Annotated in this window: 13 protein-coding genes; 7 read left to right on the forward strand and 6 right to left on the reverse strand. The window is 60.6% G+C overall.

Going from position 1 to position 13,709, the window contains the following annotated elements:
* Nucleotides 1-50 precede the first annotated feature (50 nt).
* Nucleotides 51-557, reverse strand: coding sequence for a peptide deformylase (def, locus tag LJU32_04750; protein WKV89683.1), 507 nt, complete (start codon nt 555-557; stop codon nt 51-53).
* Nucleotides 558-716: 159 nt separating this feature from the next.
* Here def and LJU32_04755 point away from each other — a divergent pair, with 159 nt between their 5' ends.
* The 4 genes from LJU32_04755 (at nt 717) to LJU32_04770 (ending at nt 4,466) form a co-directional block, all read left to right on the forward strand.
* Nucleotides 717-1,742, forward strand: a complete 1,026-nt coding sequence (locus tag LJU32_04755) for a LysM peptidoglycan-binding domain-containing protein (protein ID WKV89684.1) — start codon at nt 717-719, stop codon at nt 1,740-1,742.
* Nucleotides 1,743-1,826: 84 nt separating this feature from the next.
* On the forward strand, nt 1,827-2,924 hold the full coding sequence (gene dprA / locus LJU32_04760) for a DNA-processing protein DprA (GenBank protein WKV89685.1): 1,098 nt from the start codon (nt 1,827-1,829) through the stop codon (nt 2,922-2,924).
* Between the two features lie 55 nt (nt 2,925-2,979).
* Nucleotides 2,980-3,537 carry an L-threonylcarbamoyladenylate synthase gene (locus LJU32_04765; protein ID WKV89686.1) on the forward strand — a complete coding sequence of 186 codons (558 nt, stop codon included), beginning with the start codon at nt 2,980-2,982 and terminating at the stop codon, nt 3,535-3,537.
* Between the two features lie 221 nt (nt 3,538-3,758).
* Nucleotides 3,759-4,466 carry a hypothetical protein gene (locus LJU32_04770; GenBank protein ID WKV89687.1) on the forward strand — a complete coding sequence of 236 codons (708 nt, stop codon included), beginning with the start codon at nt 3,759-3,761 and terminating at the stop codon, nt 4,464-4,466.
* A gap of 177 nt (nt 4,467-4,643) precedes the next feature.
* On the opposite strand, the gene LJU32_04775 is transcribed toward LJU32_04770, so the two are convergent.
* Nucleotides 4,644-5,621, reverse strand: a complete 978-nt coding sequence (locus tag LJU32_04775) for an NADPH:quinone reductase (protein ID WKV89688.1) — start codon at nt 5,619-5,621, stop codon at nt 4,644-4,646.
* A gap of 150 nt (nt 5,622-5,771) precedes the next feature.
* On the opposite strand from LJU32_04775, the gene hemF reads away from it, so the two are divergent.
* A complete protein-coding gene (hemF, locus tag LJU32_04780) occupies nt 5,772-6,686 on the forward strand; it encodes an oxygen-dependent coproporphyrinogen oxidase (GenBank protein WKV89689.1) in 915 nt (304 codons plus the stop codon).
* 9 nt (nt 6,687-6,695) lie between these two features.
* On the forward strand, nt 6,696-7,517 hold the full coding sequence (aroE, locus tag LJU32_04785) for a shikimate dehydrogenase (GenBank protein WKV89690.1): 822 nt from the start codon (nt 6,696-6,698) through the stop codon (nt 7,515-7,517).
* A 106-nt stretch (nt 7,518-7,623) separates the two neighbouring features.
* Here the strand turns inward: aroE and LJU32_04790 are convergent, their stop codons facing one another.
* From LJU32_04790 to betC, 3 genes are all read right to left on the reverse strand, one after another.
* The gene (locus tag LJU32_04790) at nt 7,624-9,192 is read right to left on the reverse strand and encodes a SulP family inorganic anion transporter (protein WKV89691.1); all 1,569 of its coding nucleotides are present in this window, start codon (nt 9,190-9,192) and stop codon (nt 7,624-7,626) included.
* 210 nt (nt 9,193-9,402) lie between these two features.
* A complete protein-coding gene (gene choX / locus LJU32_04795; protein WKV89692.1) occupies nt 9,403-10,323 on the reverse strand; it encodes a choline ABC transporter substrate-binding protein in 921 nt (306 codons plus the stop codon).
* A 16-nt stretch (nt 10,324-10,339) separates the two neighbouring features.
* Nucleotides 10,340-11,854, reverse strand: a complete 1,515-nt coding sequence (gene betC, locus LJU32_04800; protein ID WKV89693.1) for a choline-sulfatase — start codon at nt 11,852-11,854, stop codon at nt 10,340-10,342.
* 114 nt (nt 11,855-11,968) lie between these two features.
* Here betC and LJU32_04805 point away from each other — a divergent pair, with 114 nt between their 5' ends.
* Nucleotides 11,969-12,919 carry a LysR family transcriptional regulator gene (locus tag LJU32_04805; GenBank protein WKV89694.1) on the forward strand — a complete coding sequence of 317 codons (951 nt, stop codon included), beginning with the start codon at nt 11,969-11,971 and terminating at the stop codon, nt 12,917-12,919.
* 59 nt (nt 12,920-12,978) lie between these two features.
* Here the strand turns inward: LJU32_04805 and LJU32_04810 are convergent, their stop codons facing one another.
* Nucleotides 12,979-13,644: an NAD(P)H-binding protein gene (locus tag LJU32_04810; protein WKV89695.1), complete on the reverse strand. Its 666-nt coding sequence runs from the start codon at nt 13,642-13,644 to the stop codon at nt 12,979-12,981.
* Nucleotides 13,645-13,709 lie beyond the last annotated feature (65 nt).

Below are 13,709 nucleotides of genomic sequence, written 5' to 3' on the forward strand. Positions count from 1 at the left end.
GCGTCTCACAAAAGAAAAGGCTTGCCGCAGCAAGCCTTTGAAGAGGGGCATCAAGCGTTCTGGCGGTGCAGCTTTTCCAGCTTCTTCTTGATCCGGTCGCGTTTGAGCGTGGACAGGTAATCGACGAACAATTTGCCGTTGAGGTGGTCGCATTCGTGCTGGATGCACACCGCGAGCAGGCCTTCGGCGATCAGCTCATAGGGCTTGCCGTCGCGGTCCAGCGCTTTGATTTTGACCTTCTGCGGGCGGTCGACGTTTTCGTAGAAGCCCGGTACCGAGAGGCAGCCTTCCTGATACTGGTCCATCTCGTCGGTCAGCGGTTCGAACTCGGGGTTGATGAATACCCTTGGCTCGGTACGGTCTTCGGACAGGTCCATCACGACGATACGTTTGTGCACGTTGACCTGGGTCGCGGCGAGGCCGATGCCCGGCGCTTCATACATTGTTTCAAACATGTCGTCGACCAACTGACGCACTTCGTCGTCCACTACAGCCACTGGTTTGGCGATAGTGCGCAGACGCGGGTCCGGAAATTCGAGGATGTTTAAAATGGCCATAGGCTTCGATTGCTGCACACGTTGAGTAAAGTCGGGTCGATGGCCTGGCGGGTCCGAAGATGCAGGCTACCGTTGTGAAGCGTAGCTTCTGAAAAACAGAAGCGAGCCACGGGGGCTCTGACGATTCACGCGAATGCACATGATAAAGGGATTCACTGCATGAGGAAAACACTACTCGCCCTGCTGCTCCTGGCTTCGGCCGGCGCCGCGCAAGGGCAAGTGCAACTCAAGGACGGTTTTCCACAGCAATACACGGTGGTTTCCGGAGACACCCTCTGGGACATTTCCGGCAAATACCTGCGCCAGCCGTGGCAATGGCCACAACTGTGGCGGGCCAACCCGCAGGTCGAAAACCCCAACCTGATCTACCCCGGCGACACGCTGACCCTCAGCTACGTCAACGGCCAGCCGCAACTGACCGTCAATCGGGGCGAGTCGCGCGGCACCATCAAACTTTCGCCACGAATCCGCACCAGCCCGGTGGCCGAGGCGATTCCGAGCATTCCGCTGAAATCGATCAACAGCTTTCTGCTGAGCAATCGCATCGTCGACAAGGCCGAAGATTTCGACAAGGCGCCTTACATCGTTGCCGGCGATGCCGAACGCGTGCTCAGTGGTACCGGTGACCGCATCTTCGCCCGCGGCCATTTCGATCCGGAGCAACCGGTGTACGGCATCTTCCGCCAGGGCAAGGTCTACACCGACCCGCAAACCAAGGAGTTTCTCGGCATCAACGCCGACGATATCGGTGGCGGCGAAATTGTTGCCAGCGAAGGCGACGTCGCCACTCTCGCCCTGCAACGCACCACCCAGGAAGTGAGACTCGGTGACCGCTTGTTCGGCGGTGAAGAACGTTCGATCAATTCGACTTTCATGCCCAGCGCGCCGAAGCGTTCCATCGACGGGCTGATCATCGATGTACCGCGCGGCGTCACGCAGATCGGTGTGATGGACGTGGTCACCTTGAACAAGGGCAAACGAGACGGTCTGGCCGAAGGCAATGTCCTGGCGGTGATGAAAACCGGCGAAACCGTGCGTGACCGGATCACTGGCCAGCCGCTGAAGATCCCCGATGAACGCGCCGGTCTGCTGATGGTCTTCCGCACCTACGACAAACTCAGTTACGGCCTGGTCCTCAATGCTTCACGCTCGCTGGCGGTGCTCGACAAGGTGCGAAATCCGTAAGCTTGCTTAACAAGTTACCAACAGAGTTATCCACAGCTTGTTCCGAATGGTTCGGAGCATCGAACGATCAAGGATGATCCATTCATGTTGTCTGTCAGTACGGCCATTTCCCCGGCGGAACTGGAAGCGCGTCTGCGCCTGCACCGCATGCCGGATATCGGCCCCAAGCGTTTCGCCAAACTGCTCGACGCCTTTGGCTCGGCGTCGAAAGCCATCAGCGCGCCAGCCAGTGCCTGGCGCTCGCTGGGGTTGCCGGCGAACTGTGCCGAGGCAAGGCGCTGTCCGACGGTGCGTGACGGCGCCAGCCACGCAATGCGCTGGCTAGAGCACCCCGACCAACATTTGCTGATGTGGGACCAAGCGGATTATCCAGCGTTGCTGGCACAAATTCCCGATCCGCCGCCACTCCTGTTCGTTGCCGGCGATCCGTCGATTCTGGAGAAACCGCAGCTGGCGATGGTCGGTAGCCGTCGCGCTTCGCGTCCCGGGATGGACACGGCGGCGGCGTTTTCCCGCAGTCTGGCCGGGGCCGGTTTTGTCATCACCAGTGGTCTGGCGCTGGGCATCGATGCCGCTGCCCATCAGGCCGCTCTGGATGTTGGCGGCTTGACCGTGGGTGTGCTCGGCACGGGGCTGGAAAATTTTTATCCACAGCGCAATAAACGCCTGGCTGAGGCGATGATTGCCTCGGGCTGCGCGGTGCTTTCCGAGTTTCCGCTGGTCGCCGGGCCGAGCCCGAGCAACTTTCCCCGGCGCAACCGCATCATCAGCGGGTTGTCCCTCGGCGTGCTGGTGGTCGAGGCCAGTGTTGCCAGCGGCTCGTTGATCACGGCGCGGCTGGCAGCCGAACAGGGCCGCGAGGTTTATGCGATTCCGGGCTCGATCCATCACCCCGGCGCGCGCGGTTGTCACCAGTTGATTCGCGACGGGGCGGTGCTGGTGGAGACTATCGAACATATCCTCGAAGCCCTGCGCGGCTGGCAGCAGCCGCTGTTATCCACGGCGGCGGCGCAGGCCGATCACCCGTTGCTGGCGCTGCTGCACGCGGCGCCGCACACCAGCGAGGCCCTGGCCGCAAGCTGCGGCTGGGCACTGCCGAAAGTGCTGGCGGCGCTGACCGAGCTGGAGATCGACGGCCGCGCGGTGTGCGAAAACGGTCGCTGGCTGGCGCGGACAAGCTAGGTTTTACGAGGAAGATCGGTAAACTGCGCGAAACCTGTTTGTGGAGAGTTTTTTCATGGTCAACAGTTGGCGTGTGCAACAAGCCGCGCGTGAAGTTCGCGCCGGCGCGGTGATTGCCTATCCAACCGAAGCCGTCTGGGGGCTGGGTTGCGACCCGTGGAATGAAGACGCGGTGGACCGCTTGCTGGCGATCAAGAATCGCTCGGTAAGCAAAGGTCTGATCCTGGTCGCGGACAACATCCGTCAGTTCGATTTCCTGTTCGAGGACTTCCCGCAGGACTGGATCGACCGCATGGCCAGTACCTGGCCGGGGCCGAATACCTGGCTGGTGCCGCATCAGAACCTGTTGCCGGAATGGGTCACAGGCGTGCATGACACCGTGGCGCTGCGGGTCAGTGATCACCCGCAAGTGCGCGATTTGTGCTCGCTGGTCGGGCCTTTGATTTCGACTTCGGCCAACCCACAGGGGCGACCGCCAGCGCGCACGCGTTTGCGCATCGAGCAGTATTTCCGCGGGCAAGTCGATCTGGTGCTCGGCGGCAGCCTTGGCGGGCGCAAGAACCCCAGCGTGATCCGCGACCTCGCCACCGGTAACGTCGTTCGTCCTGCCTGACGCCATTCTTTTTATTTTTTGCGGACTCCTCGGCGCTATTGCCGAGGAGTTTTGCGCATGCCAGCGATTGATTCCGGTGTCTGTTCAAAACTTATCCGATGCAATTGTTCTTTGATGCGTCAGACGAATCTTTGGGTCTGCAATATCTGTAAGTTTTCCCACGTGATTATCAGAACACGCGCAGTGGCGAGATTTTCAAAAGCAACCATTCTTCAGTGTGCTTGAAGCAACTTCGAAATGTTAATGGCTGCGGAGAAGTAATGGATATTACGGATTTACACCTCAAGGATTATCTGCAGGGCTTTCAGGAAACACTCAAGAATCAACAGGCCGAGTATCGTGTGGCCATTCTTGAGGCAGGGTCGGATGCCGGGGAGTTTGAACGCTTCATCAATCGACAGTTTCGCCTGCGATTGCAGCATTACATGCTCACCTCCAGAGCCCGGGCGCTGGAGACCCGATTGGCGATTACCTCACGCAGTACGCACTTTTTGTTGTATCAGCGAGATCAGCTTATTGCGGTGCTGCGGGCAACCCCGGCGCCCTTCGAATGGGCCTCATTGGCCCAGCATCATGTTTCTCCCACAGTGGCATTGGCGCGCCACGTCGAGTTCAGCCGCCTGATCACCCATTCCCAGCAGCACCGGCCGGTGTCGGTCAATGGTCTGCTTGCCACTGCGGCGGAATGGGCGATCGATCGCGGATATCAGGGAGTGACAGCCTTGTGCAGATCGCCACAGCGGCAACTGTATCAGCGCTTCGGCCTGACACCGATTGCTTCGCAGGCAATGCATATCGAGCAACGTGCCCGGGGCGATTATTGGCTGTTGTCTGCCGAATGGCGGCAAGTGTTGATGGCCCTGGATCAGCCTGTGAACATGAACGCACATCAGCCGGAGTATCGTGATGTTTTTAACCGTCAGTATTGATCCGCCAGTGATTGAAGAGTGGGCTGAGAAATGGCTTGTATATGAATCCAGGAAGTTGCGCAGGAAGTTTGCAGGGCGTAGGCCGGCAGCGAAGAAACTTCACCGCAAGATGTATTTGATATAGCTGCAAGATACTCGGCGAACTCATGGAAGAGTTCGCCCAGTATCCACTTGGAATTACGGCAACAGAATTGTCGAACCGGTGGTGCGCCGTGCCGACAGTTCGGTTTGCGCTTTCGCCGCATCGGCCAATGCATGGCGCTGGCTGACGTCGACCTTCAGTTTGCCGCTGATGATCATCTCGAACAGCTCATCGGCCATACGCTGCAGGTTCTCGGCGTTGTTGGCGTAGGTCGCCAGCGTCGGCCGGGTGACGTACAGCGAGCCTTTGGCGGCGAGAATGCCCAGATTGACCCCATCGACCGCGCCCGAAGCATTGCCGAAACTCACGACCAGGCCACGTGGGGCCACGCTGTCCAGGGACGTGAGCCAGGTGTCCTTGCCGACGCCGTCATATACCACCGGGACTTTCTTGCCGTCAGTCAGTGCCAGCACGCGCTCGGCAACGTTTTCATGGCTGTAGTCGATGGTGGCCCAAGCGCCGTTGGCTTTGGCCAGGTCGGCTTTCTCCTTCGAGCTGACGGTGCCGATCAGCTTCACGCCCAGCGCTTTGGCCCATTGGCAGGCCAGCGAGCCGACGCCACCGGCTGCGGCGTGGAACAGAATGGTTTCGCCGCCCTGCAGCTCGTAGGTCTGGCGCAGCAGGTACTGCACGGTCAGGCCCTTGAGCATGACCCCGGCGGCCGTTTCAAAACTGATTTGATCGGGCAGGTGCACCAGATTGTCCTGCGGCAGAACATGCAACTGGCTGTAGGCGCCGAGCGGGCCGCTGCCGTATGCCACGCGATCGCCGACCTTGAACCGGGTGACGCCGCTGCCCACCGCCTCGACGGTGCCGGCGCCTTCTGAGCCCAGGCCAGAAGGCAACGCGGGTGGCGCATAGAGGCCGCTGCGGTAATAGGTGTCGATGAAGTTCAGGCCGATCGCCTGGTTGGCCACGCGCACTTGGTTCGGCCCGGGCGCAGCGGGTTCGTAGTCAACATATTCGAGCACTTCGGGACCGCCGTGGGCGCGGAACTGGATACGCTTTGCCATCTGCCTGCTCTCCTTGGGTCATCGGTAAGCCCCCTATCCAACTCCCCTGCTTGATCTTCGTCAACTGCGGCGCGCCGGTCCGCGATGGTATGCTACGCGCCCATTTGCGCCGCCCGTCTGCCGGGGCGCCGCCCGATTCAAGGTGAAGCCATGACGACCCGCACCGACGCCGTAAAGGCCTATCTGCTCGATCTGCAAGACCGCATCTGCGCAGCACTGGAAACCGAAGACGGCGGCAAAAGCTTCGCCGAAGACGCCTGGACCCGACCGGCGGGCGGTGGCGGTCGCACCCGCGTGCTGGAAAACGGCACGCTGATCGAAAAGGGCGGCGTCAACTTTTCCCACGTATTCGGCAGCGGCCTGCCGCCCTCGGCCAGCGCCCATCGACCGGAGCTGGCCGGGCGCGGTTTTGAAGCACTCGGCGTGTCGCTGGTCATTCACCCGCACAACCCGCATGTGCCGACCTCCCACGCCAACGTGCGCTTTTTCATCGCTGAAAAAGAAGGTGAAGAACCGGTCTGGTGGTTCGGCGGCGGTTTCGACCTGACCCCGTATTACGGCGTCGAGGAAGATTGCATTCACTGGCACCGCGTCGCCGAGCAAGCCTGTGCGCCGTTTGGTGCCGACGTCTATCCGCGGTACAAGGCCTGGTGCGACACGTACTTCCACATCAAGCACCGTCACGAGCCACGCGGTATAGGCGGCTTGTTTTTCGATGATCTGAACGAGTGGGATTTCGACACCAGCTTCGCTTTCATGCGCGCCATCGGTGACGCCTACATCGAGGCCTACCTGCCGATCGTGCAGCGGCGCAAGAATGACGCCTTCACCGCTCAGCAGCGCGAATTCCAGGAATTCCGTCGTGGCCGCTACGTCGAATTCAACCTGGTTTACGACCGTGGCACGCTGTTCGGCCTTCAGTCGGCCGGCCGTACCGAATCGATTCTGATGTCGCTGCCGCCGCAAGTGCGCTGGGGTTATGACTGGAAGGCCGAGCCGGGCAGCGAAGAAGCGCGCCTGACCGAATACTTCCTGCAGGATCGCGACTGGCTGGCCGAGGCCTGAGGACTTGTGATGGATCGTTACGTTGTTTTCGGTAACCCGATCGGCCACAGCAAGTCGCCGATGATTCACCAGCTGTTCGCCGAACAGACCGGCCAGAGCCTTGATTACAGCACGCTGCTCGCGCCGCTGGATGATTTTGCCGGCTGCGCCACGGCGTTTTTTCGCGAAGGGCGCGGCGCCAACGTGACAGTGCCGTTCAAGGAAGACGCTTACCGTCTGGCCAACAGCCTGACCGCCCGCGCGCAGCGCGCCGGTGCGGTGAACACCTTGAGCAAACTGGACGATGGATCACTGCTCGGCGACAACACCGATGGCGCAGGCCTGGTCCGCGATCTGACGGTCAATGCCGGGTTCAGCCTGACCGGCAAGCGCATCCTTTTGCTCGGCGCTGGGGGCGCGGTTCGCGGGGCACTAGAGCCATTGCTGGCGGAGAAACCGGCCTCGGTGATCATCGCCAATCGCACGGTGGACAAGGCTGAGTTGCTGGCGGAATTATTCGCCGATCTGGGGCCGGTGTCGGCCAGTGGTTTCGACTGGCTGCGCGAGCCGGTGGACGTGATCATCAACGCCACCTCCGCCAGCCTGACCGGTGACGTGCCGCCGATCGCGCCAAGTCTGATCGAGCCGGGCCAGACCCTGTGCTACGACATGATGTACGGCAAGGAACCGACCGCATTCTGCCGCTGGGCCACTGCGCACGGCGCGGCGCTGGCGATGGATGGTCTGGGCATGCTCGCCGAGCAGGCGGCCGAGGCGTTCCTGCTGTGGCGCGGCGTACGCCCGGATACCGCGCCGGTACTCGCCGAACTGCGCCGCCAGCTAGCGCAATAACCCCTGTAGGCGTGAGCCTGCTTGCGATTGCGGTGTGTCAGTTGAAATTTCGTCTCTGACACACCGCAATCGCGAGCAGGCTCACTCCTACAAAGGCATGCGGTGCTCAGTCTTCAAACCGGATCGGGCATTTCTCCGCCCCTTCCAATTTGCGCAATTCCTCCACCACCGGCGGCCGTGCGCGGCGCAAAGTCAGGCTGCGCCCCTGGCCCAGCAGTCGCCGCGCTTCCTGATGCAGCATCTCCACCCCTGAATAATCGATGAAGTTGATCTGCTGTGCCTCGATCACCACCCGCGCGCCTTGCAGGCGTTGCAGGCGCACTTGCAGGTAATGGCTGGCGCCGAAAAAGATCGAGCCGCCCACCCGCAGCACGTCGTCGTCACCGTCGCGCCAATGCTGCACTCGTGGTTGCGAGGTGCGCTTGAGGTAGAAAAACAGCGACGCCAGCACCCCGGCGTAGATCGCCGTCTGCAATTCCAGCAGCAGAGTCGCGAGGCAAGTCAGGACCATCACCACGAACTCGGCGCGGCTGACCCGCAGTAAAGCGCGAATGCCGCGGTGATCGACCAGACCCCAAGCTATCAACAGGATGCTGCCGGCCATGGCCGGGATCGGAATGTGCGCGATCAGCCCCGCGCCGAACACCGCAAACAGCGCCACCCAGAGCGCCGAAAACACCCCGGCCAGCGGCGAGCAGGCACCCGCCTCGTAACTCAGACCTGAGCGGGTAAACGATCCGGCTGACAGCGACCCGGAAAAGAACGCACCGACAATGTTCGACAGACCCTGTGCGCGGACTTCCTGATTGGCGTCGAGCAACTGTTGCGAGCGCGCCGATATCGAACGGGCGATCGACAGACTGGTGACCAGCCCGAGCATGCCCACCGCCACGGCGCTTGGCAGCAGGCGCAGGATCACCTCCAGATCCAGCGGCAAGGCGCTCAGCGGCGGCAGGCGTCCGACGAAAGCGCTGACCAGATGCACATGACCGAACATTCCTGGCCAGATCCACACCAGCAGACTGGCCAGCACCAGTGTGAGCAACAGCGTCGGCCAGCGCGGCAGGAGTTTTTTCAGGGCCACACCGACGATTACCGTGGCGACGCCAAGGATCAGCGAAGGTTTATCCACAGCCCCCAGATGTCGCAGCAGATCCATCAGGCTGGCGAGCGCCGTGGTGTTGGCCGGCAGTTCCAGACCGAGCAGATTGGGCAATTGCCCGATGGCGATGACCACCGCAGCACCGAGGGTGAAGCCGAGCACTACCGAATGCGAAACGAAATTCACCAGCGCGCCGAAGCGCAGCAAGCCGAGCAGCCATTGGAAAATCCCGGCGAGAAAAGTCAGCAGCAGGATCAGGGTGATGTAGTCCTCGGACGCCGGCACCGCGAGCGGGCTGACGCTGGCGTACAGCACAATGGAAATCGCTGCCGTCGGGCCGCAGATCAGATGCCATGACGAACCCCACAGGCACGCGACCAATACCGGGATGATCGCCGCATACAGGCCGTATTCCGGCGGCAGACCGGCAATCAGTGCGTAGGCTATCGACTGGGGTAACGCGAGAATCGCACCGCTGAGGCCGACGATCAGGTCCCGTCCGACGCTGGCGCGGGTTTGCCGTGGCAACCAGCTCAGGAAAGGGAAAAGTGAACGACGGCTGGGGAAGGCCATGGGTCCTCGCGGTTGGGTTTTTCAGGCAAGCCTATCAGGACACGGCAATCATTGTGGCGAGGGATTTATCCCCGATGGGCCGCGAAGCGGCCCCAAACCCAGAGTTCTCGGTGAGTCAGGTATATCGAGTTCACGGATCTTGCGACTGCTTCGCAGCCGATCGGGGATAAATCCCCTCGCCACAGGTAAGTGGTCGACAGTCAGATCGCATTACAGTTTGGCTTTCACCGCCGCCAACGCCTCCTTGCCATCCAGCGTTTTCACGCCATCGAGCCACTTGTCCAGCACCGCCGGATTGGCCTTGATCCACGCCTTCGCCGCTTCGGTATTGCTGACCTTCTTGTTCACCACGTCGGCCATGATGCTGTTCTCCATGTCCTGGGTGAACGCCAGATTGGTCAGCAACTTGCCCACATTCGGGCAGGCCTCGGCGTAGCCCTTGCGGGTCAGGGTGAACACGTTGCCGGTGTCACCAAAGTATTTTTCGCCGCCTTTCAGATAGCGCATTTTCAGTTGCACGTTCATCGGGTGCGGGGTCCAGCCGAGGAAGGTGACGAATTTCTGTTTCTTCACCGCCCGCGACACTTCGGCGAGCATCGCCTGCTCGCTGGATTCGATCAGCTTCCACTGACCCATGTTGAAGTCGTTCTTCTTGATGATTTCCTGCAACGAAATGTTCGCTGGCGCGCCCGAACCGATGCCGTAGATTTTCTTGTCGAACTTGTCGGCGAATGTGTTCAGGTCGGCAAAATCATGCACGCCCGCCTCCCAGACATAGTCGGGGACGGCGAGGGTGAATTCCGTGCCTTCGAGATTTTTCGCCAGTTGCGTCACATCGCCGGTGGCGACGAATTTGTCGTAGAAGCCCTGCTGCGCCGGCATCCAGTTGCCGAGGAACACGTCAACCTGGCCATCCTTCAAGCCGCCAAAGGTGATCGGCACCGCGAGGGTGTCGATCTTGGCCTTGTAGCCCATGCCGTCGAGCAGAAATCCGGTGATGGCATTGGTTGCGGCGATGTCGCTCCAGCCTGGATCGGCCATCTTCACGGTTTCGCAGCCTTGCTCGGCGAAGGCCGAGGCGCTGCTCAATGCGATCAGGCCAACGGTCACAGCTGTGGATAACTTGCGCATGGACTTCCCCTTAACATTATTGGTTTTGGCAGGGTTGTGGATAACGGGCCTTGCGCTCCAGATCATCGAGGTCGATGTGGTTGCGCATGTATTGCTGACTGGCATCGACCAGCGGCTGGTGGTCCCAGCTCTTCAGCTTGCCGATGGTTAACGCATCGGCGACGAAACGGCGTCGGCGCTGGCTGGCGAGCACCTCCCGGTGGATCGCCGGGATGTCCCACTTGGCCCGCGCTTCAGCGAGAAAGTCTTCGAACAGCTGACGATGTTGCGGCGACTGGCTGAGCTCCTCTTCTTCGCGCGGATCGTTATCCACATCGAAGAGTAGGCACGGGTCGCTTTCGCTGTAGATAAATTTGTAGGCGCCACGGCGGATCATCATCAACGGGCTGACAGTGCCTTCGGCCATGTATTCGCCGAACACTTCGTCATGCCCGCCCTGCCCTTGCAGGTGCGGCAGCAACGAACGACCGTCCAGCGGCAAGCCTGGCTCGAGCGTGCCACCGGCCAGATCAACGAACGTTGGCAGCAGGTCGGCGGTGGAAACGGCGGCGCTGACCCGGCTCGCTTCGAATTGCCCCGGCGCGCTGATCAGCAGCGGCACTCGCGCGGCCATCTCGAACCAGTGCATTTTGTACCAGAGCCCCTTCTCGCCGAGCATGTCGCCATGGTCACCGGAGAAAACGATGATGGTGTCGTTAATCAGCCCGGTTTCCTCAAGCGTTTGCAGCAGTTTGCCGACGTTGGCGTCGATATAGCTGCAAGCCCCGAAGTAGGCGCGACGGGCATCGCGGATTTTATCCACAGGCAGCGGCTTGTCCCACAGGTCGTAAACCTTCAGCAGGCGTTGCGAGTGTGGATCAAGATCGTCCTGGTTCATGGCTGTAGGCAACGGGATATCGGCATCGTCGTACAAATTCCAGAAGGCCTTGGGAATCGTGTACGGGTCGTGCGGATGGGTCATCGACACGGTCAGGCAGAACGGTTGGTCGCCGTCTTCGCGGATGTGATCGAACAGGTACTGCTGCGCTTTGAACACCACCTCTTCATCAAAATCCAGCTGATTGGTGCGCACGCACGGCCCGGCCTGCAGTACCGAAGACATGTTGTGATACCAGCTCGGCCGCACGTCCGGCTCGTCCCAGTTCACCGCCCAACCGTAATCCGCCGGGTAGATATCGCTGGTCAGGCGTTCTTCATAACCGTGCAGCTGGTCGGGCCCGCAGAAATGCATCTTGCCCGACAGCGCGGTGCGGTAGCCGAGACGGCGCAGGTAGTGCGCATAAGTGGGGATATCGGCAGGGAAATCGGCAGCGTTGTCGTAAGCGCCGATCTTGCTTGGCAACTGACCGCTGACCAGGGTGAAACGCGACGGTGCACACAACGGGCTGTTGCAATAAGCAGCATCGAACACCACGCCTTGGGCGGCGAGGCGGGACAGATTCGGCAGTTTGATTGGCGATGGGCCGTAGAACGGCAACATTGGCGCGGCCATTTGATCGGCCATGATGAAAAGAATGTTCTTGCGCTTCATGTGATCGCGGCATTCCATGTTGAATATTTATGCGAGAGTGCTGCGATCGAGCATGGAGTCCATGCCTGTTTCGGTAAAGCCCGCGCCGGACAATGACTAGGATAAGCACAGCTTATGTATGAAGCCCTCGGTGACCTGTCCCTCGATCTGCTCCGCGCCTTTGAGGCGGCGGCACGCCATCGCAGCTTTACCGCTGCTGCGGTAGAGCTCGGCACTACGCAACCGGCGATCAGCCAGCAGATAAAACGTCTGGAAGAACAGCTCGGTACGCGTCTGTTCGATCGTATTTATCGGGGCATTGAACTGACCGAAGTGGGCGCCCTGCTGTTCGAGCAAGTTACCCTCGGGTTGCAGAATATCGACGCCGGATTGAGCGCAATCAGCACTCAGCAGCAACATGAAGTGCTGCAAGTAGCCACGGATTTTGCGTTCGCCGCTTATTGGTTGATGCCGCGCCTGCACCGCTTTCACGAAGCCAATCCGCACATCGATGTCAGCCTGGTCACCAGCGAGCGCAACCACAACATGCTGCGCACCGACATCGACGTGGCGATCCTGTTTGGCGACGGTCGCTTCAAGCAGGGTGAGAGCCACTGGCTGTTCAGCGAAGAAGTGTTTCCGGTGTGCAGTCCGCTGTTGCTCAAGGACCGCTCATTGCCGTTGCCCGCGCAGGCGCTGCTGGAGTTTCCGCTGCTGCATCTGCGTGGGGAAAACAGCAGTAATTGGTTCGACTGGAGTGGCTTGTTTCGTCAATTGGGCCTGACTACGCCACCGGCGCCGGGCCAGTTGCGCTTCGACAATTACACCTTGCTGATTCAGGCTGCGATTGGCGGGCAAGGTGTGGCCATTGGCTGGCGGCACCTTGTGGATAACTTGCTGGTGCAGGGGTTGCTGTGCCGGCCACTGGCGGAAACCACGCTGTCGCGGCTGGGGTATTACGTGGTGTTGCCGCAACGCAAGCGTCGGGGTGCGTTGATTCGGGAATTTGTTGATTGGTTAATGGCGGAACAGGCCAGCAGTGCGGAATCGCTGAACGGTCTGGCCCTGCCCTCGATTGCGGTGTGAAGAGTAAAAGAGCAACCGATCGCGGCTCGAGCCTTCGGCTGCTGCGCGGTTGCGATCTTTTACGAATCAGAAGCCGCCACAAAATTCACATGCTCACCGACATGCAGATTCAACCGCAGCTCATCGGCGATGCCCACCGCGACACGGTTCAGGCGCTCCAGCGGTTCGGCCAGTCCCGGTTCGAGATTGCCGCCGACCTGACTGAAGTGCTCGATGGTCAACCCGGCCACGCCATGCGGCGCATTGACCAGGGTCCAGCGCAGTGAGCTGCTTTGTACTGCCTCGAGGATTTCTTCGGCAGCGTGACGTTGCAGACGTTCGTCACTGTCAGGTTCGTCGAGCACGGCAAAACTGCCGACCAGAAACAGGCGCGGCACGCTGGCCAGTTGCAAACCTTCGACCAACGCGTCGACTGCCAGCACCTGTTCAACCGGCCCCAGAGTCACCGAGCGCTCGACGTGGTCGCTGCTGAACGGCAGCCCTGGCGCGTCCAGCAGGCAGATCACTGCCGAACTGCCGGCAACGCTCTGATTGACTCGCTCGGCATCGAACAGATCGCCGGTCTTGGTGCGCAAGCCCGGACGCGGCGCCAGCGCAGTGAGATCATCGAGAATGGCGATGACTTCGTGTTGGCGGCGCAGTAATTCAGCCATCAACGCACCGCCCAGGCTGGCCATGGCACCATAGAGCACCACTTTCACCACTGGGGTTTCGGCATTTTTCATGGCTGTTTTCCTTATTGTTGTCCTATATGGCCTGTGACGGTGGAAACAGCCAAGGGTTCGAACCG

Origin of the sequence: Pseudomonas sp. B21_DOA (genome assembly GCA_030544685.1) — a bacterium.
In the GTDB taxonomy this organism is placed as follows: Bacteria; Pseudomonadota; Gammaproteobacteria; order Pseudomonadales; family Pseudomonadaceae; genus Aquipseudomonas; species Aquipseudomonas fluorescens_AO.